We start from the raw sequence: 22,696 nt of genomic DNA on the forward strand, positions 1-22,696 counted from the left end.
GTGGTCAGACCATTGTCTCCTAACAAATATACCATATTTGTTAATGATGTAAAGTGCTAGCGTTTTAGGATCACATTATTTTCACCCAGTGTTTTTTTTAATTTATCAATAAAATCTTCAGATGGATTCACCATATCCTCTTCCCCTAAACGGATGCTTTTTTGGGTGCTTTCATAGTATAAAATGACTTGGATACTTCCTTCATTTTGTTTAAATAACTTTTTTAAAGAATGAAGCCGATCTGGATTTTCCTGTTCTTTTATGATTTTTAAATACAAAACTGGGGCTTTGTTCTCCACCTTTTCAATGGCGGCTTTCACTTCATTACCTATTTCGATAATAAATTGACGTTTTCCTTCTCTTTCTTCAATTTTCCCTTCAATAAATAGAATATTTCCCTTTTTGAACAAAACGGAAAAGCGGCTAAATACGTTTGGAAACACTACCGCCTCCATTTCATCGGTCTCATCACTCACTGACAAAAACGCCATTGGCACGCCTTTTTTTGTGCGGATTTTTTTTATATCTGTAATATAAATGACCGCTTTCGCCCTTTTCGAACTGGGCCGCAGTTCGAAAAGCGGCGATGCACCTAGCTTCCCTAAATCCTTCTCATATACTGAAACGGGATGATCTGACAAATAAAGTCCAAGGGATTCCTTTTCAAAAGCGAGTTTATCTTCTGAGCGAATCGGATCGACATCTGTATACTTCGGCTTCGGGAAAAAGTCATCTTCTAAAAAAAAGTCAATTTGTTCATCATCTGTCTTCAATAAAAGCGCATGCTCCACCGCTGCATCAAGGGTTGCAAGCAGGACTGCCCGGTCCTTCCCAAATTCATCAAAGCTGCCAGAGTGAACTAATGCCTCCATGACTTTGCGATTAACAGCCTTTGAAGAGACTCTGATCGTAAAATCAAATAAATCATCGAAGCGTTTATTTTTCCTTGAACGGAAAATTTCCCTTAATGCCACTGCACCCAATCCCTTAATAGCTGACAAGCTAAATCTGATCGCTTCTTTTTCTACTAAAAAAGAATAGCCGCTATTATTAATCGAAGGAGGAAGAATACGAAGATTCATTTGTTTCAATTCCATAATATATTGGGAGACTTTTTCCTCATTTCCATTAACAGACGTGAGAAGTGCAGCCATAAAGTGCAAAGGATAATGGGTTTTTAACCACGCAAGTTGATAGGAAATGAAGCTATAGGCTACTGCATGACTCCGGTTAAACCCATAGTTAGCAAAGCGAACAATTAAATCATAAATATCATTTGCTGTTTTTTCATCATAGCCCTTCCTCAAAGCCCCGTTGATAAAATGGCTTCGCTCGCGGTCGAGAATCTCTTTTTTCTTTTTGCTGACTGCCCGCCGCAGCAAATCAGCTTCACCAAGAGTAAAGCCCGCCATCTTTGCCGCAATTTGCATAATTTGTTCCTGATAAACAATGACCCCATATGTATTTTCTAGAATTGGCATTAGATCAGGATGAGGATAAGAAACTTTCTGAAGACCGTGCTTTCTCTCAATAAAAAGAGGAATGTTTTCCATTGGACCAGGCCGATATAATGCATTTACTGCTACAATATCTTCAAAGCATGAGGGCCTGAGCCTTGTTAATACCTTCCGCATCCCTTCAGATTCAAGCTGAAAAACACCTGTCGTCTGACCTTTGCTTAAAAGTTCAAATGTCGCTTTATCTGTAAAGGGTATCGACTTAATATCGACTTTCTTCCCGGTATTTCTTTGAATCGATGATAAAACGTTTTCGATTAAGGTTAAATTCCTTAACCCAAGGAAATCCATTTTCAATAACCCAACATCTTCAAGATGGTCCATCGAATACTGCGTCAAATACACATGATCATGACCACCTTGAATCGGAATCACATTCACTAATGGATTTTCGCTGATGACGACGCCAGCAGCATGTGTCGATGTATGTCTTGGCAACCCTTCAATCTTGAGCGCCGTTTCAAACAACTTACGGTTCATATCAGTTTCATTTATAAAAACTCTTAACGACTCTGATTCTTTATACGCTTCTTTTAAAGTAATTCCTAATTTGGATGGAATCCTTCTGGATAGCCCTTCCAGCTCTTTTGGATTCAACCCGAAAGCCCTTCCCACATCGCGCAGTGCGGCTTTTGCAGCAAGTGTTCCAAACGTGATGATTTGGGCAACATGGAGCTCACCATATTTCTGTGAGACATATTTGATGACTTCATCCCTTTTATGATCGGGAAAATCAATGTCGATATCAGGCATAGAAATTCGTTCAGGATTAAGGAAACGTTCAAATAGCAGCTCATGTTCAATCGGATCTACATCCGTTATATACAACGCGTACGACACCATTGAGCCTGCAGCTGATCCTCGGCCAGGTCCTGTTAAGATCCCATTTTCCCTTGAAAACCGCATAAAGTCCCAAACAATTAAGAAGTAATCGCTAAACTTCATGTTCTTAATAATATTTAGTTCGTATTTTAACCGCTTATGATGTTCCTCTGTTGCGTTTTTATATCTTTCTTTTAGCCCCTTCCAGCAAACCTCATCTAAAAGCTCATCGGCGGATAAGTCGCTGTTCACTGGATATTTGGGCAAGTGTTGCTGATTTAGTTCGAGCATTACATTGCATTGATCCGCAATCTTTATCGTATTTTCAAGTGCATCAGGATATTCAGAAAATAGTTCGGCCATTTCTGCCGGTGTTTTTAAGTAATACTCATCACTTCCTAGCCGTTCTCTTTCATCATCCTGTAATTTTACGCCGTTTTTAATCGCGAGTAGGCATTCCTGTGCAAACGCATCTTCTTTAGATAAATAATGAACAGGATTGGTGGCGGTTAACCCAATGCCTATTTCGCCTGCAATTTGGGCCAGACTGGAAAGAATCTTTCTTTCCTTGTCAATTTTATGATCTTGAATTGACAGGAAGAAGTGATTCTTTTCAAATAGTTGCTTATATAACACCGCCGTCTTTTTAGCGTTTTCGTATTCATCATTGGCTAAGCATTGTTCGATTTCTCCTTCAAGGCCCGGACTAATAGCAATTAATCCATCTGAATAGGCTTTTAGCCACTTAATTGGGATTCCTTCAGGTGATTTTGTTTGGACAACACTTGTAATCTTTAATAGATTTTCGAATCCAATTTGATTTGTCGCAAGGAGAACAATCGGATTGCTAGAAGATGTTATTTCACTGAGGACATCTACCGTCAACCCCATGATGGGTTTTATGAAATGCTTTAAGCATTCTTTGTAAAATGCGACCGCACCATACATCACATTGCGATCGGTTAAAGCAAGTGATTGATAGCCTTTTTGCTTCGCATCTAATACTAATTGCTCAACCGTAGCCGTACTTGTCAGCAAACTATAGGCACTATATACATGAAGGTGAATAAATGACAATTTCGTTCACACCCTTAATTCTTCTACTGTATATATTATAGAACGCCGGAAACAAAAAGGAAAATATGTTCTCTTTTTACTTTTAGGCTTTTTCGAAATTTGTTGCTGTTTTTTAACCCAAAAGTGGTATAGTTGATTTCCGCTCCAATCAACTTCATACAATACCTATTTAAAAAATGAATTGCGAGACTTTAACATATTTAATTATGTTTGTCCATATGATGAAGTAACAGTTTAACTTTGGCAGGTAATGTTGTTCCCTGCAGTAAGGAAGGATGAATATGAAAGCCCAGCCTTTTTTTGCTTTATTAATTGAAAGTTACTTCATTGCTCTGGGTGTAGTCATCGGGGGATCTATCATTGGCGGACTTGCAGCTTTTCTGACGGGAAAGCCACCCATTACTGAAGTGATAAAAATATCCAACATGATTCGAATTTGGGCCATCATTGCGGCGATCGGAGGTACATTTGACACATTATACAGCTTTGAAAAGGGATTTTTAGATGGCCAGACGAAGGATTTATTTAAGCAATTTATATTAATTCTTTCTGCACTCGGCGGGGCACAAACGGGGGCAATGCTGATTAGCTGGCTCACACAGGAGCATATTTCATCATGAGGATTCCTCCATTTTACCACCGGCCTTCATGGCAGCGGTTTTTAGCTGGTATGGCAATAGGCGGAATGATTAGCTGGGCTGTTTTTCTGTTTATTTTTGGTGAGTGGCAGGAGAAGTATAGCTCCCAGATCAATAAGCAAGAAATTGAAATCCACGATCTTGAACAGGAAAAAAAAATCTGGCAAGAGGAATTTAAAGAGCTTAATAAAAAAAATCGCGAACAGTTAACGATTCAAGAAATCAAAATAAAAATAAAAAATAGCGAGAAGTATAAATTGGACACGTTTAGCGTGTTTGAAATTGAAGATGAAATTAAAGAAAACATTAGCATGATGATGGCTAAGGATATTGACACTGTCTATAAAAGCCGGGAGCTCATTAAAAGAATAATTGAAAATAAAGTTATAAAAGTGAATGAAAAACGCTATCGTCTCGAAGTCAAAGAGATGGTTGTTTATACGACGTTGTCTATCCATCTGAATATCATGCTAGATTAATGAATTAACCTATTCTGAAGACCGCTTTTTAAATAATTGAGCCCTAAAATGAAATTGCCCGGCAAACGCCGGGCTTTGTTTTACTTTTGGCAAGCTTCTTCCAAATCATGAATAACAGTATCCATTTCATCCCATGAATAGATGGATGCCCCTGCTGCAAGCGGGTGGCCCCCACCTTGATAATTTCTGGCTATTTCATTAATAATCGGTCCTTTTGAGCGAAGACGGACGCGGATTTGATCATCTTCTTCAATAAAGAACACCCACGCTTTTATGCCTGCGATATTACCGAGTGAGCCAACAAGGAGTGAGGCTTCCGACGCCTTTACTTGAAACTCTTCCAATAATTCCTTCCTAATAATCATTGCAGCTGAACCATTGTTTTTCACTTCGAAATTTTGCAGCACATAACCGTTTAATTTAACAACATTCGGTGATAATTCGTACATCTTATCATAAAGTTCTGGCCGGGAAAAATGATAATGGATTAATTCACCCGCATAGGCGAAAGTTTTTTTCGACGTACTCGGAAAAAGGAATCGGCCTGTATCGCCAACGATCCCCGCAAATAATAATCTAGCGGCTTCATCTGACATCTTCAAACCTTTTTCTTTTCCTGACAAATAAAATTCATAGATCATCTCACTGACTGAACTTGCATCTGTATCTACCCACATCATATCTCCATATGGGTCTACATTCGGATGATGATCAATTTTAATCAATTTATCCCCTAAATGGTATCTGTCGTCACAGATCCTCTCAGCATTCGCTGTATCACAAACAATAACTAATGCTCCTTCATAGGTGTCATTAGGAATTTGATCAAGCCGGCGAAGATAGTGCAATGTTTCTTCTTCTTTCCCTACCGTGAAAATATTCTTTTCAGGGAACGATGCCTTCAGAATTTCGGCGAGCCCCCCCTGCGAACCATATGCATCTGGGTCTGGACGTACATGCCGATGGATAATAATCGTTTCATACTGTTTAATTGTCTCTAATATTTTATCTATCATCGTGTGCTCCTTTATTTATGAGATACTTTAATTAATATCACAACATTGAGCTTTAACATAGCCAAAGAAAAAGAAACGAGAGCAACTTATAGCATTTTCCCCATTTTACCGTTAGAATATAGTTAGATTGTCGAAACTTGGAGGTCTTATTATGCCTGTCTTGGTTATTTTAATTACTCTTTCACTTTCGTTTTATTTCGTCTATAAAGTGAAATACGTTAGATGCAAGCGCCCTGCAGAAAGAAATTGGATCTCTGCAAAATCAAGGGTCGCATTGGGTATATTTGTGGCTCTTTTCGGTGTGAACCAATTATTTCTAAACGGAAACACGATAACCTATATTATTGCTGGGGTTTTTATCCTTTTCGGAGGATTTACGATATTTTGGGGCTTAAAAGCCTATAAATATTATTTACCCCTTGCTGCAAAAGAAGCAATAGAATAATTCATATTTTATATTTCGTCTTTGTTAATGAACAATGTTGAAAAATGCATATTAGCGGGGCGATTTCGCCTGGTCGACAAAAACGCCACGTCCTGTGGCATTGTCGACACTAGCACATCCTGTGCGTCGAAGAGAGCCTTTTTTGCGAATGCAAAACCCGTCTATCGGAAGGTGAATCGAACCCGCGACTAGACCAACAATATTGTTTAACAGCGTTTATATCTAAAGCCGTTCCCGATAGTGGAACGGCTTTTATTATAAACTTATTATCGATAAACGAAAGAGCGCTAGGTTTTTCCTATTGCCTGTCAATCAGTTGACACATCATCATCGCTTTTCCAACAAGAACACCTTCGTTAAACACTTCAACATCTACTTTTCCAAATTTACGTCCGACTTCAAGAACTCGCGGATAAATCTCAAGCATACTGTCAATTTGGACGGGCTTGATGAAGTAGATGGTCATATTCTCAACGACTAGATCCCCTTTTTTATAGTTTCTTAACACCCTGTTAGCTGCTTCGGAAACGATCGTAGTAAATACACCATAAGAAATCGTTCCGAGATGATTGGTCATTTGCGGAGTTACTGCGCATCGGTAAACATCATCACCTTTTGCTTTTCCTCTCGTGAGCACAAGCTGATTTGTTACAATATCGTCAATCGTTTCACCGACTTGCGGCTGGCGCTGAATCATCTGAAGCGCCTTTAAGACATCTTGTCTACTAATAATTCCTTCAAGTTTATTAGAATCATCGACTACAGGAAGGACTTCAATTCCTTCCCACACCATCATATGAGAGGAGGAAGCCACACTCGTCTTTCCTCCTACTGTCATCGGGCTTTTCGTCATAATTTTATCAATAGAAGTGTCTGGGTCATGACCCATAATATCCTTTGAAGTCACCATCCCCTGAACCCTCATATTCAGATCAACAACAGGGAATCGGCTATGCATCGTTTCGCGGTTATGATTTAGCCAATCTGAAACCTTATCAGTCGTTTTTACATAAACCGTATCTTGAAGTGGCGTTAAGATATCTTCTACAAGGACAATTTCCTTTTTAATTAATTGGTCATCAATAGCCCGATTGATCATTGTTGCGACAGTGAATGTATCATAGCTGCTTGAGATAATCGGGAGCTGAAGCTGATCCGCAAGTTTTTTTACATCTTCTTCGGTTTCAAATCCGCCAGTAATAAGTACGGCAGCTCCTGCTTTGAGAGCAAGCTCGTGGGCTTGGGTTCGGTTTCCAACAATCAGGAGGCTCCCTGCATCTATGTAGCGCATCATCGCCTCAAGCTTCATTGCCCCAATAACAAACTTATTTAGGGTTTTATGCAGACCATCTCTTCCCCCCAATACTTGGCCGTCGACAATATTTACCACTTCTGCAAAAGTAAGCTTCTCGATATTTTCTTTCTTCTTCCGTTCAATCCGAATCGTACCAACTCGTTCGATCGTACTGACATACCCTTTATTTTCCGCTTCTTTAATCGCTCTGTATGCCGTACCCTCACTTACTGTCAGTGCCTTGGCGATTTGTCTTACAGATATTTTTTCCCCAACCGGCAGTTCATCGATATATCGTAAAATTTGTTCATGCTTAGTAGCCAAGACGTTCACCCTTTTTTAAAAAATTCCTATATTTCCATTATAGGGTTAAAATAGCCTTGATTCAATTCGATACGACAGTGATCGACAAATTCCCTATTTTAACGATTAGCTTTGTTAATATATTGTTGGCGTTCAAACCGCCTTATGCATACCTGCTCTCTACGTTATTCGTCCCGAATAAAACCCGTTCGCATGCATGCATAAGGCTAATAATCAACTTTAACATTAATTGCTAATATAGCTTAACGATTAAAGGAACGAGCTCTCTTTCTCTCAGCCCCTGCTTTACTTTCCCTCATACCTAAGATTGGTCTCTTTGGAGAATAAAGTAAAGCTGTCAAATTTCCGGCAATGACAAAAAGAGCAAAAGCGAGCCACGAAATAGCAAAAATACCTTCTAACCCTCCACTAAAAACACCGAGCCTAGGTACAGCATAATAAAGCAGCAGGCCGCATACTAACAAGCAAAGCAGATACCGATTTTTATTCATATAGACTCCCTCCTAAAATCTTCTTCTTACATTAATATGCGGACAGGCTCGAAACCATTCCCCCTAAAGCTTTTCCGATAGCTGTATGTCATACAAGCTAAAAATAAACGATGAAGTTTTCCGCAGATTTCTGTTTGAAAGTCTATATGTTGAAAATTGATCCTATATCATTTTTCAGTCGGCTCTTTTATTTTGGCTGTTTTCGCATATATTGTTGTTTTAGCCTTCAAAGTTTGCCCGTTGATTTCCGCTGCGGGCACTTGCTTTCCGCGGGGAGGGACGGGAGCCTCCTCGGCGTTACCGCCTGTGGGGTCTCCCGTTCCCTCTATCTCCCGCTGGAGTCAAGTGCCCTCCGCTCCAACCAACTCAGATTATTAAATAAAAATCACATTATAAAAGCAACAAACTTTATTTTTCTATAGTTCAATTGATTCACCGGCCTCAAGTACCTGACCAGTGCCATCTTCAAGCATTTCCACAAATTTATGAGGATCCTGTTTAATAGGCGGAAATGTATTATAATGAATCGGCACGACTTTTTTTGCGCTTAATAATTGAGCCGCATATGCAGCATCTTCTGGCCCCATCGTAAAATTATCACCGATTGGCAAGAATGCGAGATCGATCGGATGCCGTTCGCCAATAAGCCTCATATCTGAAAATAAAGCCGTGTCTCCTGCATGATAAATGGTTTTATCCTCTATCGTAACTAGAACTCCAGCCGGCATTCCTAAATAGATGATTTCATTATTTTCAGTAACCAAACCAGTTCCATGGATAGCTGGTGTCAGTTTTACCTTGCCGAAGTCAAACTGATAAGCACCGCCAATACTCATCCCATGTGTATTTATGCCCTGCCAGCTTAAATACGTGGCTAATTCAAAAGTGGCAATGACAAGGGAGTTATTTTCTTTCGCAAGTTCAACTGTATCTCCAATATGATCGCCATGACCATGTGTCAAAATAATAACATCAGGCTTTACATCTTTAACTTTTAAATCAGTCAATCCATTACCTGTAATAAACGGGTCGATTAAGATTGTTTTCTCTTGAGATTTCATTTTTACTACCGAATGTCCATGATATGATACTTTCAAATTTATTCCCCTCTCTTTTATCTCATCATTTAGATTACTTCAACGGAAAGTAATTTTCTCCTGCCTTCACATACACTTATACCCTTATTATCCTTACTTTAAAAGTTTACTTTTGCTTTAATTATTGCTACTCTCAAAATATCAATTTTAAAGGAGGCACAATCATCATGAATACAAGATTAAGAAAACTATCCGAATGGATGAAGGAAAATGATATCCAGGTTTGTTTCGTTTCATCATCAGAAAATGTTTTTTATTTAAGCGGCTTTTTGAGCGATCCTCATGAACGCCTTCTTGGTTTAGCGGTTTTCCAAGACGAAGAGCCATTTCTTGTTTGTCCTGCCATGGAAAAGCAAGATGCGAAGAACGCAGGCTGGAGCAATGAAATTATTGCTTACACCGATATTGAAAATCCATGGGAGCTTATACATAAAGCGATAAACAATCGAGTGAAAAAAGTGGAAAAAGTGGCAATTGAAAAAGAACATATGAATGTTGAACGATATGAAGCCATTTCTCACTTGTTCAGCGGTGCTACCTTCGTTCCAGCGGAAGAAAAATTAAGAAAACTCCGCTTAATAAAAGATCAAAAGGAACTTGATACCATCCGCGAAGCATGTGCATTAGCCGATTTTGCTATCGAGACAGGCTGTGCAGAAATCAAAGAAGGAAAAACAGAACTCGATGTGCTAGCTGCAATCGAATACGCGATGAAGAAAAAAGGCATCAACGAAATGTCATTCTCTACGATGGTGCTGACTGGTGCCAATGCAGCTTCTCCTCATGGCAATCCAGGAATGACGAAAATTAAAAAAGGTGACTTTATTTTATTTGACTTAGGCGTTGTCGTTGATGGCTATTGCTCAGATATTACAAGAACAGTTGCATACGGGGATATTAATGATAAGCAAAGGGAAATTTACGAAACAGTCCTAAAAGCCCAACTAGCTGCGATTGAAGCTAGCAAACCAGGGATCGCTTGCTCGGAAGTTGATTTAACAGCCCGGAAGATTATCGCAGAAGCAGGATATGGTGAATACTTCCCGCACCGTTTAGGTCATGGCTTGGGCATCGGTGTACACGAATACCCTTCTATAATGGAAACAAACCCGCTCTTACTTGAAGAGGGCATGGTTTATACAATTGAACCAGGCATTTATGTTCCGGGTGTTGCTGGAGTTAGGATTGAGGATGATCTTGCAGTGACAAAAGATGGAGTCGAAGTTTTGACGAAGTTTCCGAAAGAGCTCCAGTTTATAAAGTAATCGTATAAAAATTTTCCTTGACAGTTTTTTAAATGAACTAGAGTAACAAATTTTTAAACAAACAGGCTCAATTCTTGGTATTAGAATTGAGCCTGTTTGTTATTATTTATTATTTTCAAATACTTTTTTCAAGACAGAAATAATAAATTCTACATCCTCATCTGTGCAGGAAAGCGGTGGAGAGAGTGCCAGGATATTGTTATACCCTGCAACTGTGTCTCCGTTCTTGCCAATAATTAAGCCATTTTGTTTACATTCGGCAATAATTTTCCCTACTCGTTCAGCTGTTGCTGGCTCTTTCGTCAGTTTATCCTCAACAAGCTCGATGCCCATTAAGAAACCCAGACTGCGAATATCCCCGACATATGGATGTTTATTCAGTTCTTCAAGCTCATTCTTCAAGCGTTCGCCAAGCTGCTCGGAACGACCCACAAGATTTTCCTTTTCCATAATTTCTAAGTTCTTCAACGCTAATGCACATGCTGCCGGATTTCCTCCGAAAGTGTTTACATGGCGGAAATGGCTTTCCCCATCACCCTTCTTAAATGTTTCATAAATATCCTTCCGAACGGCAGTCACCGATAACGGCAAATATGCACTCGTAATTCCTTTTGCCATTGTAATAATATCCGGTTTCAGATTGAATTGCATATGTCCGAACATTTTCCCTGTTCTGCCGAATCCGCAGATCACTTCATCAATAATGAGAAGCACTCCATATTTCTTGCAAATTTCTTGTACTTTCTCCATATAGACCGGATGTGGAATGATGATCCCTCCACCAGTAATGAGCGGTTCCATAATAATTCCAGCAATCGTGTCTTTATGCTCCCAAATTATCGTTTCTTCAAACTCCTGTGCTCTTTGCAAATTGAACTCTTCAACTGACATACCTTCAGGTCTTCGGTAGCTATCAGGCGGACGCACGTGTAAAAATCCTTGCGCAAGCGGCTCATATTTATACTTTCTTAATGACTGTCCTGTTGCTGATAATGCCCCGAAGGAACTGCCATGGTAAGCACGATAGCGGGAAATAAATTTATAGCGGGAATGCTCCCCATTTTGCTGATGATATTGGCGGGCAATTTTGAATGCCGCTTCATTCGCATCTGAGCCGCTATTGGAGAAAAACATAACATACTCGTCATCAAGCATTTCGTTCAGTTTTTCTGCAAGTTGAATCGCTGGTTCGTGACTTTGCGTTAACGGAGCATACGCCATCTTCTTCATTTGTTCATAAGCTGCTTGAGCAAGTTCTTCACGGCCGTAGCCGACATTTACACACCATAATCCTGACATTGCATCTAAATATTTGTTTCCATTATGATCTGTAATCCATGCACCGCTTGCTTCTGAAATAACCATCGGCGGATTTTTTTCATTGTATGGCGAAATATGATGCCATAGATTTTTCCGATCTTTTTCTACTAAACGATCTATTTTTGTCGTTTCCATTTCAAAACCCCTTTCCTTTGCTTAGGTTGTTTTCGTAAACTTTGTTGCTAATTAACCGAGATGAGGTCTAGTTGATTTCCGCTTTAGGAGCTCGCTTTCCGCGGGGCGGGCGGTGAGCCTCCTCGGCGTTACCGCCTGTGGGGTCTCACCTGTCCCACTACTCCCGCAGGAGTCTCGCACCTTTCACTCCAATCAACTACATACAATACCTATTTAAAAACAACAATCCTTTAGAAAACAGCCTTGGCTTAAATAGACAAGATATATGATATATACATAACAAAAAGGAACTTAATGACCAATTAACTCAAAATTAGTAAGAATGCCGCGCTGTCAGCATTTTCTTGCGTGTATAAAATTCCACACCGTCCCGGCCATTCGCATGCAGATCCCCGTAGAAGGATTTTTTATAGCCTGAGAATGGGAAGAAAGCCATTGGTGCAGGTACTCCTAAATTGACACCGAGCATTCCAGCATCGATTTCTTCTCTAAATTGACGGATTGCCTTAGCACTGTCCGTAAAAATACACGCGCCATTTGCAAATTCAGACTTATTGGCATATTCAATGGCTTCATCTAAATTCTTTACACGAACAATCGATAAAACCGGAGCGAATATTTCCTCTTTCCAAATTCTCATCTCTTGATTCACATGATCAAATATCGTTGGTCCGACGAAATAGCCTCCTTTTGAGGAAGATTCGTCTTTTCTCCCATCACGGATTAACTTTGCTCCTTCTTCCACTCCTGATTTAATGTATCCGAGTGTCTTTTCTTTATGGGAATCACGGATGACTGGTCCAAGGAAAACCCCTTCCTCTGAACCGTCCCCGATTATTAATTTATCTGCCTCATCTGTAAGCTTTTCAACTAATTCATCCGCGATATCATCAACAGCTACGACTACTGAACAGGCCATGCAACGCTCCCCAGCAGATCCAAAAGAGGCATTTATTATATTGGTTACAGTTGACTCCATGTCGGCATCCGGCATTACAATCGTATGGTTCTTAGCACCTGCAAGAGCTTGAACCCTTTTTCCGTTTGCAGACGCCGTTTTATAAATGTATTCAGCAACTGGCTGTGAACCGACGAATGATACAGCTGGAATATCCGGATGACTAAGAATCCCATATACTACATCATGTGCCCCGTGAACAATATTGAATACTCCGTCCGGCAAGCCGGCTTCCTTCAACAATTCAGCTAGACGATTCGCTAATAGAGGTGTTCTTTCTGAAGGCTTTAATACAAATGTATTTCCGCATGCAATTGCGAGCGGGAACATCCAGCACGGGACCATCATCGGAAAATTAAATGGCGTAATCCCGCCGATAACACCTATTGGATATCGGTACATACCCGATTCAATATTAGTCGCAATATCAGGAAGCTGGGATCCCATCATCAAAGTCGGCGCACCAGCCGCAAATTCAACGCACTCAATCCCGCGTTGTACTTCTCCATATGCCTCAGAATAATTTTTTCCGTTCTCTAATGTAATTAGCTTTGCAAGCTCGTCCCAATGGCTCACTAATAATTGATGATATTTATAAAGAATTCTCGCACGCTGCGGAACGGCAACCTTTTTCCAAGTTTGAAAAGCTGATTTGGCAGCTAATACAGCAGCATCTAAATCTTCTTTCGTGGAAATCGGAACTTTAGCAATGATTTCCCCTGTCGCAGGATTTGGAACGTTCTCATAGTTTACAGTAGTAGACTTTACCCATTGTCCATTCACAAAATTCGAAAGCATTTTCGTTACTTCTGTTACAATTGTCATTTGAATCCTCCTTAATAGTACTTTCTAATATTGACGACAAATTAAATAAGCTTCATAATTTATTTTATAGATAATTCCGATAATTTTCATTTTACATAATGTTAATTCTTTTGCATTTTATTTTTACATCTCGGAGGTCATTGCCATGATGAAGGAAATTACTCTTTCTGTAGAAGATATCCTTAAAAGGGACTTGTTTAAGCGTGCCAAAGTCATAGCAGGAAGAAATGGATTGGACAGAAGAGTCCGGTGGGCGCATGTGTTAGAGGTACAGGAATTTGGATCGGTCATTCATGGCGATGAGTTAATTTTAACAACCGGTGTGGGGCTTCAGCTTGATCACCCTTCACAAATTGCTTATGTAAAAAAGCTAATTGATCTTAATGTTGCTTGCTTATGCATTGAAATGGGCTCTTATTTCAAGGAAATTCCCGATCAAATTCTTGAAATTGCTGACGAAAATGATTTTCCGATCATCATTTTTGAAGAAACTGTAAAATTCATTGATATAACACAAGATCTGCATGGATTAATTGTAAATCATCACAATCACATGCTACACTATCTCGACAAATCCTCCCGGAGATTTATTGAATTATCTTTAGCACCAAACGGATTGCAGAAAATTCTTCAGGAGCTTTATAAGGTTTTTCAGCGTCGGGCTATGTTTATTTCTACAGATAGTAAATCTCATTACTACCCTCTGGCAAACAATGATTTTCAAAAAATGGCTGTTAAGCATTTCGAAGAATTAACTGGGAGCCAAGCTGGAAAAAGAACTGTAATATTGAACGGAGAGCTTTTCGCAATTATGCCTGTTGAAGGACTCGGCCAAATATGGGGCTACATTTGCCTCTTAATCAATAATTCAATTCCGGAAGAATTTGATTATTTAATGCTCGATCGGGCTGCTCTGGCAATTGCACAAATTCTCGTTAGAAACAGAACAATTGAAGAGAGAAAACAGCATTCTGAAGATAGGATTGTAAGAACTATTTTACATAGACAGACATATGACGAAGAAGAAGTTCAAATGTATCTCCCATTTCAAGGTAAAGATCTTTTATTTCGGGTGTTTATCATTAAAACCCTCCCCCCGTCAGAACATATAGGGGAGGAAGAGTGGGATGATATTAAGCTGCAGCGATCAATGATGATCCGCTCTCTTTTCAAACGCTTCGGTTTCTTTCCTGCTGTCACAGTATTCAAGGACGAACTAGCGGTCATCGCCGCAATTCTTCCAAGCAATAAAAAAGAGAAAGAAAATTTTCAACGTATTATTCACCAACTTACTAAAATGCAAGAGGAACGCATTTTCACGGGCAGTGAGTGTGTATTTGGAATAGGACGTACATATAAAAAGATTGGACAGCTGCCAAAGAGCTATGAAGAAGCAAAAGAAGTTCTGACTTTACATCAATTGCAGCTAGCAGGCACTTCATTTTTTTATGATGACCTAGGAATCTATCGAGTGCTCCTTCCATTGAAAAAGAGCGGTAGCCTTGAGATCTTTGTAAACGATTATTTGGGTCCAATCATCGAACATGACGGAGCAACCGAAAGCGATCTTTTAACAACATTGAAAGTGTATCTTGAATGCAGCGGTGCAAAAAAAGAAGCATCAGATCAGCTATTCATCGTCCGTCAAACACTCTATCACCGGTTAGAAAAAATTAAGCAGCTGCTTGGGGAAGACTTCATGGAACCTGGAAAAAGACTTGCCATTGAAACGGCGATAAAAGCGTATAATTTAATCAAAAAATAGTCTCGAACGTTTCAATTTTTAGTGAAATAGATTGATTTACAGCCACTAAAATAAAGAAAATCTCACAAAACTTATACATTGTGAGATTTTCTTTTTTATTGATTTTCCAAATAAATATTATGTCAGTTTCACTGCGACATTTTTCAATTGTGTGTAATTTCTTAGTGCTTGAAGTCCTTTTTCTCTTCCAAAACCACTCTTTTGTATCCGCCAAAAGGGATTTGTATCCCTACGCCTGCTCCGTAGTTATTGATGAAAACTTGGCTTCAATTTCCCCTGCTAGTCGATGTCCCTTGCCAATATCCTTCGTCAGCTTTTTTTGTTTTGCAATGAGGACTAAATTTCCCCTTCTTCCACCTCGTTATCTTCCATCACAAAGTTAGCATTGGACTGGCCAATCACACCGCTATTATAAGCATCCATTATTTGCTCGCTTACTTCATTTGCCCCTTCCTCGTTATAAAATAAATTCAATAGTTCTTTTGAATCGCGTTTTTTCATCATTTTTCTCGCTCCTTAAAATCAAATTCGCTTTGGCGTATTTGCGCCCAGATTTTACCTTAGCTTGCTCGATAAATTCCTTTTAAAAATCTAAGGCATTCGCCGGAGGCTTAACTTTATTCAGCCTTAGTTTACCCCCCACACTAAATTGGATACCTGTTTGCATTCACCTCGCCACTTATATCGATTAGAGACTTCAACTGAATAAAGTTAAAAATTGACTGACTAAGTTATTGTTCGATTTTTTGCTACAGATATACATCGTTTAATTATTGTATAATAAAGGTAAAGGAGGAGATTATTGTGGGAATGACTTATAAAAATATATTAGTCGCTTTAGACGGTTCAACAGAGGCAGAATGGGCTTTCAAGAAGGCAATCGAAATCGCAAAAAGAAATGATGCTAAGCTTCATTTGTCTCACATCATTGATACTCGCACTTTTGCGGCGGTCGAAGCGTATGACCGCACGATTGCGGAAAGAGCAGATAAGTTCGCGAAAGAGCTAATGGAGAAATACAAACAAGATGCAATTGATGCTGGAGTGGCTAATATTGAGTATGAAATTAGTTTTGGTTCTCCTAAAGTATTAATACCAAAGGAAATCGCTAAGAGACTTGATATTGACCTAATTATTTGCGGTGCTACTGGCTTAAACGCAGTTGAACGGTTTCTCATCGGCAGTGTTTCTGAACATATTACCCGGTATGCTCCTTGTGATGTTTTAGTTGTGCGGACAAATAAGGATGAATGATAAGGTTAGCGTGGTGCTTCCAGCGCTAGACAGTTACCTAACTTGTAAAAGGATTACTTTTTCCATTGATAGAAAAAGAGCATGCTGTTATTTCGCAGCTTGCTCTTCTTTATAAAGTAAATCCTTTGCCTTCTCAACCAACAGGTCCGACGATTTCAGTCAGAAAGCTTTCAAGATTCAAATGTATATCTTCCAATTTAACCGAAAAGGATAATTCCTCATTGGCAGCTTTTTCTTTTAATTGTTCAAGACCATTTTTGATCTCATCCGCTTCCTCTTCGGAAATGATACCGCATTTCGAAAGCATTGTTACGTGCGCAATACTTCCTTCGAGATCTTCCATTACTAATTCCTGGTCAAATGAAATGGAAGCGCCAAAGTCATCGACCCATTCCTTAGCTGATTTTGTAAATCTGCCGCCCCATAATTTTTTCACACATTCACCTTCTTATTTTGTACAATACTTTGAACCTTTGTTGGCAATCCCCATAGTTTAATAAATCCTACCGCTGCATTATGGTCAAATTCATCATCTGACGTGTATGTGGCGAGCTTTTCATCATATAAAGAAAAAGGAGATTTTCTTCCTTCGATAATCGCGTGACCTTTAAACAGCTTTACACGAACAGTTCCCGTAACAAACTTTTGCGTATCTTCAAGGAATGCTGATAATGCGCCTTTCAAAGGTGAGAACCATAGACCTTCGTAAATTAATTCAGCAATTTTCTTTTCGATCACTGGTTTGAAATGGGCAACTTCTTTTACTAAAGTTAAATCCTCTAGCTCTTTATGCGCTTTAATCAGTGTCATTGCACCAGGACATTCGTAAACTTCACGAGATTTTATTCCAACTAGGCGGTTTTCAACATGATCAATTCTGCCTACTCCATGCTTTCCTGCAAGGTCATTCAATTCTAAAATCAACTCTGATAATGAATATTGTTTTCCATTTATACTAGTTGGAACTCCTTTTTCAAAGCCAATTTCCACGATATCTGGTGTATTAGGCGCTTCTTCCAGACTTGATGTCAGCTCATAAGCTTCTTCTGGCGGAGCAGCCCATGGATCCTCAAGAATTCCACATTCATTGCTTCGTCCCCATAAGTTCTGGTCGATTGAAAACGGTGAATCTAAATTGATTGGAATTGGAATATATTTTTGTTTTGCATATTCAATTTCTTCCTCACGTGACCATTTCCATTCACGGACAGGCGCCAATACTTGGAGATCCGGATTTAATGCTTGAATTGCTACTTCAAAACGCACTTGGTCATTTCCTTTTCCAGTACAGCCATGTGCAACCGCAACTGCGCCTTCTTTTTCCGCTACTTCAACCAATTTCTTCGCAATCAATGGACGTGAAAGTGCAGAGATAAGCGGATATTTATTTTCATAAAGTGCGTGTGCTTGCAGCGCCATCAGTGCATAATCACTAGCAAACTCTTCTTTTGCATCAATAACATACGATTGAATAGCACCAACTGTTAATGCTTTTTCTTGAATGAATTTTAAATCCTTTCCTTCTCCCACATCTAGACAGCAGGCTACAACCGCGTAGCCTTGTTCTTCCAGCCATTTAATTGCTACTGAAGTATCTAAACCGCCTGAATAGGCAAGTACTACTTTTGCTTTTGACATTACATTTTCCTCCTTGTTATATACGAATAATTATTCATTAATATTTGTTTTTATTCATCATTCTTGTATAAAGAATAACATGTTTTTTTAAAAAAAATCAATACTTATCCTAAAAAATGTATAAAAATAATAATGGTTGTTTTGTAAAGTTTGTTGCTTTTGATAATGTGATTTTTATTTAATAATCTGAGTTGATTGGAGCGGAGGGCACTTGACTCCTCGAAAATGCTATCGCTTTTCCTTCGTGCGTGGGCAGATTCAAGGATGTAAATTCAGTATCCTGCGGGAATAGAGGGAAGCGGGAGACCCCGCAGGCGATAACGCCGAGGAGGCTCCCGTCCCCTCCCCGCAGAAAGCAAGTGCCCGCAGTGGAAATCAACGGGCAAACTTTGTAGGCTAAAAACAACAATATATGCGAAAACAGCCAAAATAAATGACCTTTTCATATAGAAAGGCCAAATTCATGAATGAATTGCGCGAACAATTGGAAGGAAGAAGAAGAGTATAGTAGAATATAAGCAATATATATTTTGGGGGATTTTTTAAATGGACGAACATTTTTTATATAATGAACGCCTTGGCATACCGATCCCATCATTTACGGGCGATTGGGAGCAATTTTCGGGACAAACACAACAAGTGATATTATTTCAATGGGAAAAAATTAGAGGGAAAATTCCAGATCGGATTGCTGAACTAGAGGAAAAGATTAATATCAAGCAGGCCCAGCTTTCAGATGAGGGGAATTTCATTCGGTCATGCGAGCTGAACAGTGAAATTGCTGAATTGGCTTCCATTATTAACGATCTGTGGCTATGGTATCGAACGAATCAAGATGTTTCAGGAAAAATGCATCAATAAGATTAAAAAGATCCTTTTAAGCAGAAGAAAGGATCTTTTTGTCAGTCATCCTTACAAATCCTTTTTCAATTCTCTAACGACATGCCCAAGTTCAGGCAGGATTAGCTTGTTCATTGCAAGACGAACCGCACCTGATGATCCTGGTGTCGAGAATACAGCTTTATTTTGGACAACCCCTGCCACAGCGCGCGAAAGAATGGCAGCCGACCCAATATCCTCCTGATAGCTAAGCATTCGAAATAACTCGCCAAATCCGCTGATTTCTTTATCGAATAAGCCCTTAACTGTTTCGATTGTAATGTCCCGCAGTGCAATTCCTGTTCCGCCATTAGTCAGAACTACATCGATTGCTGGATCTTTGCACCCCTTTAATATTTCTTCGCGCAGCTGTTCCCCTTCGTCTTTAACAATGACATAATCGGCAACCGTGTGACCCGCACTCTCTAATAGATCAATCATAAGTCTTCCACTTTTATCGGTATCCACTCCCCTCGTATCACTTACCGTAATCACTTTGCAAGATACATGTTTCGGCGCTTCTTTTTTATGTTCAATTGTGGTCATCCGCTTTTACCTTCTTTCTTACTCAAATACCTTATTTGATAATATTTATGGGCAAATTCCGTGACTTTTCTTGTAAGCTGGTAATTCGTTCCTGCACCAATTGCCATACTGATAATCGGGATGCCTTGAAGCGATTTCTTTCGAAAGAGAAAAATGGCCATTCCTTTGAATAGTTGTTTAAGCGGCTGTTCAAGCCAAGTAATATTAGCTAATTCTTCGTTCCCTTCATAAAAATAATCTTCCTTATGGTTTTGAAGTTCATTCATTAACTCTCCCCATGCCCTATTCTGCATGCGAGGTGGAAGGGTTGCTGCATGAAACACCTTAAGCGAGCTCATCATTTCAAAAGGCGTATTCACCTCAAATCCATATGTCATGGCGATAAGCTGAACCACTCTAAGATTTATGACAGCCATCGCAGGGAGATCGGCTCCAAGCAATAAGGAACTTCCTGTCCCTGCCATGCCACCCTGTGCAAAAGAATAAAGACGGTGTCGGGCAATTTGCTGCTGTGCTATGTATTGGAGCTGATCTATACTTAAGATATGTAAATCTTCAATCGTTTCGATATTGGAATCGAAAATCCGTCCTGCTGTTAAAATTCGTTCCTTTGCGTCCAATTGAAGCTGTGAGCCTTGAATGAGGGCATGAAGATGGAACAGCCAATTGTCTAATGCAGAAAAAAACTGCTGTTGAACTGTTTCTGGAAGCATCATGAAGGCTCTTTCTAAATATTTCTCGTATGTTAATTCAAGATCATTCGGCTCATAACTATAAAGTTTGCTTTCCCAATCATGAATCTCGGCTAAGACTTTTTTCTCCCGATCTGTCATTTCCATACTGAGTTCCTCCAATCTAAATAGCTGGTTAAATTTAGTATAGCATAATTAGAATGGTAAATTCTCTCTCATACTACATGTAAAAAAGGACGAATTTAACATCTTTCTATCAAATCAGCGAACTTAACTGTACTTAGGCTGCTATATCGTTCACTTTTAAATATATCAGCGATCCCTCTTTTATTAATGTCTACATAAATTCTGAAATTCAAAAAAGACAAAAGCACTTGTGCCTTTGTCTTCCATACGTTATTTAGATAGTCTAACTACATCCCGCGCAATCATAACTTCCTCATTCGTCGGAATGATCATCACCTTAACAGGTGAATGTGGATAGTTAATAAATGCTTCTTCTCCGCGGACTTTATTGAGTGCAGGATCCCAATAAATACCCATGAATTCTAGGCCGTGAAGAACACGTTCTCGAATGACATCACTATTTTCTCCGATTCCAGCTGTAAAGATGATCGCATCCACACCAGACATACGCGCAGCATACGATCCAATATATTTATGAATTCGATTTGCAAACACTTCAAGTGCTAATTCAGCTCTTTGATTTCCTTCGTCTGCATGTACTTCGATGTCACGTAGGTCACTTGAGAATCCGGATACACCTAGCATGCCACTTTCTTTGTTAAGTACATCTAGAACCTCATCAGCTGTTTTATTTGTTTTTTCCATAATGAAAGGGATTAGGGCAGGGTCAATATTTCCTGACCGTGTTCCCATCGTCACACCTGCAAGAGGTGTGAACCCCATTGATGTATCGAGCGATTTGCCGCCTTCAATAGCAGCAATGCTTGCTCCATTTCCTAAATGACAGGAAATTAATCGCAATTGATCAAGCGGGCGGCCAAGCATTTCGGCAGCGCGTTCTGACACATACTTATGGGAAGTACCATGGAAGCCATATTTACGGATTCCGAAATTTTTATAATACGCATAAGGTAAGCTGTATAAGAATGAACTTTCCGGCATTGTTTGGTGGAACGCAGTATCAAAAACGGCAATGGAAGGAACATTTGGCAACACATGCTGAAAAGCTTTGATCCCTGTAATGTTAGCAGGATTATGAAGGGGAGCAAGCTCTGATAAAACTTCGATTTTTTCAATTACTTCGTCTGTAATGACAACGGAGTCTGAAAATTCCTCTCCACCATGAACAACACGGTGGCCGATTCCGTCAATTTCGTCTAAAGATTGAATAATCCCTAGGTTTGTCAATTTATCTAGTAAAAGCTTAACAGCCACATCGTGATCTGGAATATGGGTTGTTTCTGTCACTTTTTCACCGTTGACAACGATACTGAAAGAGGATTCATCCATCCCAATTCGCTCAATCATTCCTTTCGTAATTACTTCTTCGCTCGGCATTTCAAATAATTGGAATTTCAATGAAGAACTACCGGCATTGATTGCAATAATTTTTGCCATATCTCTTACCGCTCCTTTTATGTAAACAATTAAATTCAATGTTTTAGAAGTACACTTATATTTTGTACAACGGATATCATTAATATCTCTCAATTCCTCATTTAATCACTGTCAGCCGTATATATCAAGAAAGACCTTGCATTGGTATCGTTTTCAAGATAAATTAAGTATTTTCTGATACTTTGGGAATTTTGAATTATGTAACTTTCGCATAAGTTTTCAATAGAAAAACGCCATTCATCTCCGTAATGAATGGCGTAAAGCTCGTAAAATTACTTGTATCATTATTATTTTTCCATCTAATTTTTGGCTAATCTTTATGACATCCGAATCAAGAATCCTATATTCTTTGCCGTTTCGTACATATTACTGCAATATCTATTTGTACTTCTATTTAAATCAAGAGCATTTTTGAAAATCATTAATCGTCTTACCTTTTTATCATTATCTGTTCCCAAAACGTTTATACTTCATTTAATGTGAAACAATGATCCGTGAAATAGATAACCTCGGAAAGAATCTTGCAGCCATGCATGGTGTCAAACGCTTCTCTTGCTTGTTCTTCGGTATCAAATTCAAACATTGTAATATTTGAATTTGTATAATGAGTTATGACCCACATAAAAATTCCCTCC

20 protein-coding genes and 2 pseudogenes are annotated in these 22,696 nt (G+C 39.2%); 7 read left to right on the plus strand and 15 right to left on the minus strand.

The window, feature by feature from the left end; genetic code table 11:
- Positions 1–56 precede the first annotated feature (56 nt).
- Positions 57–3,416 (minus strand): DNA polymerase III subunit alpha, encoded by a 3,360-nt coding sequence (dnaE, locus tag BGM26_RS11895; protein ID WP_217040026.1) that lies wholly within the window; start codon positions 3,414–3,416, stop codon positions 57–59.
- Between the two features lie 281 nt (positions 3,417–3,697).
- Here dnaE and ytrH point away from each other — a divergent pair, with 281 nt between their 5' ends.
- Positions 3,698–4,036 carry a sporulation membrane protein YtrH gene (gene ytrH, locus BGM26_RS11900; RefSeq protein ID WP_217040027.1) on the plus strand — a complete coding sequence of 113 codons (339 nt, stop codon included), beginning with the start codon at positions 3,698–3,700 and terminating at the stop codon, positions 4,034–4,036.
- Positions 4,033–4,533, plus strand: coding sequence for a sporulation membrane protein YtrI (ytrI, locus tag BGM26_RS11905; protein WP_217040028.1), 501 nt, complete (start codon positions 4,033–4,035; stop codon positions 4,531–4,533). The genes ytrH and ytrI overlap by 4 nt, the downstream gene beginning before the upstream one ends.
- An 80-nt stretch (positions 4,534–4,613) precedes the next feature.
- On the opposite strand, the gene BGM26_RS11910 is transcribed toward ytrI, so the two are convergent.
- On the minus strand, positions 4,614–5,549 hold the full coding sequence (locus BGM26_RS11910) for a DHH family phosphoesterase (RefSeq protein WP_217040029.1): 936 nt from the start codon (positions 5,547–5,549) through the stop codon (positions 4,614–4,616).
- 151 nt (positions 5,550–5,700) lie between these two features.
- Between BGM26_RS11910 and BGM26_RS11915 the strand changes: the two genes are divergently transcribed.
- Positions 5,701–5,994, plus strand: a complete 294-nt coding sequence (locus BGM26_RS11915; protein ID WP_217040030.1) for a YtpI family protein — start codon at positions 5,701–5,703, stop codon at positions 5,992–5,994.
- A 298-nt stretch (positions 5,995–6,292) separates the two neighbouring features.
- Here the strand turns inward: BGM26_RS11915 and BGM26_RS11920 are convergent, their stop codons facing one another.
- From BGM26_RS11920 to BGM26_RS11930, 3 genes are all read right to left on the minus strand, one after another.
- A complete protein-coding gene (locus BGM26_RS11920) occupies positions 6,293–7,612 on the minus strand; it encodes a CBS domain-containing protein (protein WP_217040031.1) in 1,320 nt (439 codons plus the stop codon).
- 242 nt (positions 7,613–7,854) lie between these two features.
- On the minus strand, positions 7,855–8,103 hold the full coding sequence (locus BGM26_RS11925; RefSeq protein ID WP_217040032.1) for a hypothetical protein: 249 nt from the start codon (positions 8,101–8,103) through the stop codon (positions 7,855–7,857).
- A gap of 416 nt (positions 8,104–8,519) precedes the next feature.
- Positions 8,520–9,200, minus strand: a complete 681-nt coding sequence (locus tag BGM26_RS11930; protein ID WP_217040033.1) for a metal-dependent hydrolase — start codon at positions 9,198–9,200, stop codon at positions 8,520–8,522.
- 167 nt (positions 9,201–9,367) lie between these two features.
- Here BGM26_RS11930 and BGM26_RS11935 point away from each other — a divergent pair, with 167 nt between their 5' ends.
- Positions 9,368–10,465: a M24 family metallopeptidase gene (locus BGM26_RS11935; protein WP_217040034.1), complete on the plus strand. Its 1,098-nt coding sequence runs from the start codon at positions 9,368–9,370 to the stop codon at positions 10,463–10,465.
- A gap of 102 nt (positions 10,466–10,567) precedes the next feature.
- Here BGM26_RS11935 and BGM26_RS11940 read toward each other — a convergent pair whose 3' ends face one another.
- Positions 10,568–11,920, minus strand: a complete 1,353-nt coding sequence (locus BGM26_RS11940) for an aspartate aminotransferase family protein (protein ID WP_217040035.1) — start codon at positions 11,918–11,920, stop codon at positions 10,568–10,570.
- Between the two features lie 313 nt (positions 11,921–12,233).
- Positions 12,234–13,703: a CoA-acylating methylmalonate-semialdehyde dehydrogenase gene (locus tag BGM26_RS11945; RefSeq protein ID WP_217040036.1), complete on the minus strand. Its 1,470-nt coding sequence runs from the start codon at positions 13,701–13,703 to the stop codon at positions 12,234–12,236.
- 145 nt (positions 13,704–13,848) lie between these two features.
- Here BGM26_RS11945 and BGM26_RS11950 point away from each other — a divergent pair, with 145 nt between their 5' ends.
- On the plus strand, positions 13,849–15,468 hold the full coding sequence (locus BGM26_RS11950) for a PucR family transcriptional regulator (RefSeq protein WP_254119246.1): 1,620 nt from the start codon (positions 13,849–13,851) through the stop codon (positions 15,466–15,468).
- 117 nt (positions 15,469–15,585) lie between these two features.
- Here BGM26_RS11950 and BGM26_RS21545 read toward each other — a convergent pair.
- Both BGM26_RS21545 and BGM26_RS11955 read right to left on the minus strand, forming a co-directional pair.
- Positions 15,586–15,731: pseudogene (locus tag BGM26_RS21545) on the minus strand (aldehyde dehydrogenase family protein); the annotation flags it as partial.
- A 73-nt stretch (positions 15,732–15,804) separates the two neighbouring features.
- Positions 15,805–15,972, minus strand: a complete 168-nt coding sequence (locus BGM26_RS11955) for a hypothetical protein (RefSeq protein WP_217040800.1) — start codon at positions 15,970–15,972, stop codon at positions 15,805–15,807.
- A 300-nt stretch (positions 15,973–16,272) separates the two neighbouring features.
- Here BGM26_RS11955 and BGM26_RS11960 point away from each other — a divergent pair, with 300 nt between their 5' ends.
- Complete coding sequence (locus BGM26_RS11960; RefSeq protein ID WP_217040037.1) at positions 16,273–16,722, plus strand: universal stress protein; 450 nt, start codon at positions 16,273–16,275, stop codon at positions 16,720–16,722.
- A gap of 136 nt (positions 16,723–16,858) precedes the next feature.
- On the opposite strand, the pseudogene BGM26_RS11965 reads toward BGM26_RS11960, so the two are convergent.
- Together BGM26_RS11965 and BGM26_RS11970 are read right to left on the minus strand one after the other, a co-directional pair.
- A pseudogene (locus tag BGM26_RS11965) lies at positions 16,859–17,158 on the minus strand (argininosuccinate lyase); the annotation flags it as partial.
- Entirely contained in the window at positions 17,155–18,360 is a 1,206-nt protein-coding gene (locus BGM26_RS11970; protein ID WP_217040038.1) for an argininosuccinate synthase, read from the minus strand. The pseudogene BGM26_RS11965 and the gene BGM26_RS11970, both read right to left, overlap by 4 nt.
- Before the next feature lie 546 nt (positions 18,361–18,906).
- Here BGM26_RS11970 and BGM26_RS11975 point away from each other — a divergent pair.
- Positions 18,907–19,221 (plus strand): ABC transporter C-terminal domain-containing protein, encoded by a 315-nt coding sequence (locus BGM26_RS11975; RefSeq protein ID WP_217040039.1) that lies wholly within the window; start codon positions 18,907–18,909, stop codon positions 19,219–19,221.
- A gap of 51 nt (positions 19,222–19,272) precedes the next feature.
- Here BGM26_RS11975 and BGM26_RS11980 read toward each other — a convergent pair whose 3' ends face one another.
- The 4 genes from BGM26_RS11980 to BGM26_RS11995 form a co-directional block, all read right to left on the minus strand.
- Positions 19,273–19,785 carry a MogA/MoaB family molybdenum cofactor biosynthesis protein gene (locus tag BGM26_RS11980; protein ID WP_217040040.1) on the minus strand — a complete coding sequence of 171 codons (513 nt, stop codon included), beginning with the start codon at positions 19,783–19,785 and terminating at the stop codon, positions 19,273–19,275.
- Complete coding sequence (locus BGM26_RS11985) at positions 19,782–20,624, minus strand: EcsC family protein (RefSeq protein WP_217040041.1); 843 nt, start codon at positions 20,622–20,624, stop codon at positions 19,782–19,784. Before BGM26_RS11985 ends, BGM26_RS11980 begins: the two co-directional genes overlap by 4 nt.
- Before the next feature lie 249 nt (positions 20,625–20,873).
- Positions 20,874–22,061, minus strand: coding sequence for an acetate kinase (locus tag BGM26_RS11990; protein ID WP_217040042.1), 1,188 nt, complete (start codon positions 22,059–22,061; stop codon positions 20,874–20,876).
- Between the two features lie 463 nt (positions 22,062–22,524).
- Complete coding sequence (locus BGM26_RS11995; RefSeq protein WP_217040043.1) at positions 22,525–22,683, minus strand: hypothetical protein; 159 nt, start codon at positions 22,681–22,683, stop codon at positions 22,525–22,527.
- Positions 22,684–22,696 lie beyond the last annotated feature (13 nt).

The organism is Bacillus sp. FJAT-29790 (assembly GCF_019039215.1).
Classification (GTDB): domain Bacteria; phylum Bacillota; class Bacilli; order Bacillales; family Cytobacillaceae; genus Cytobacillus.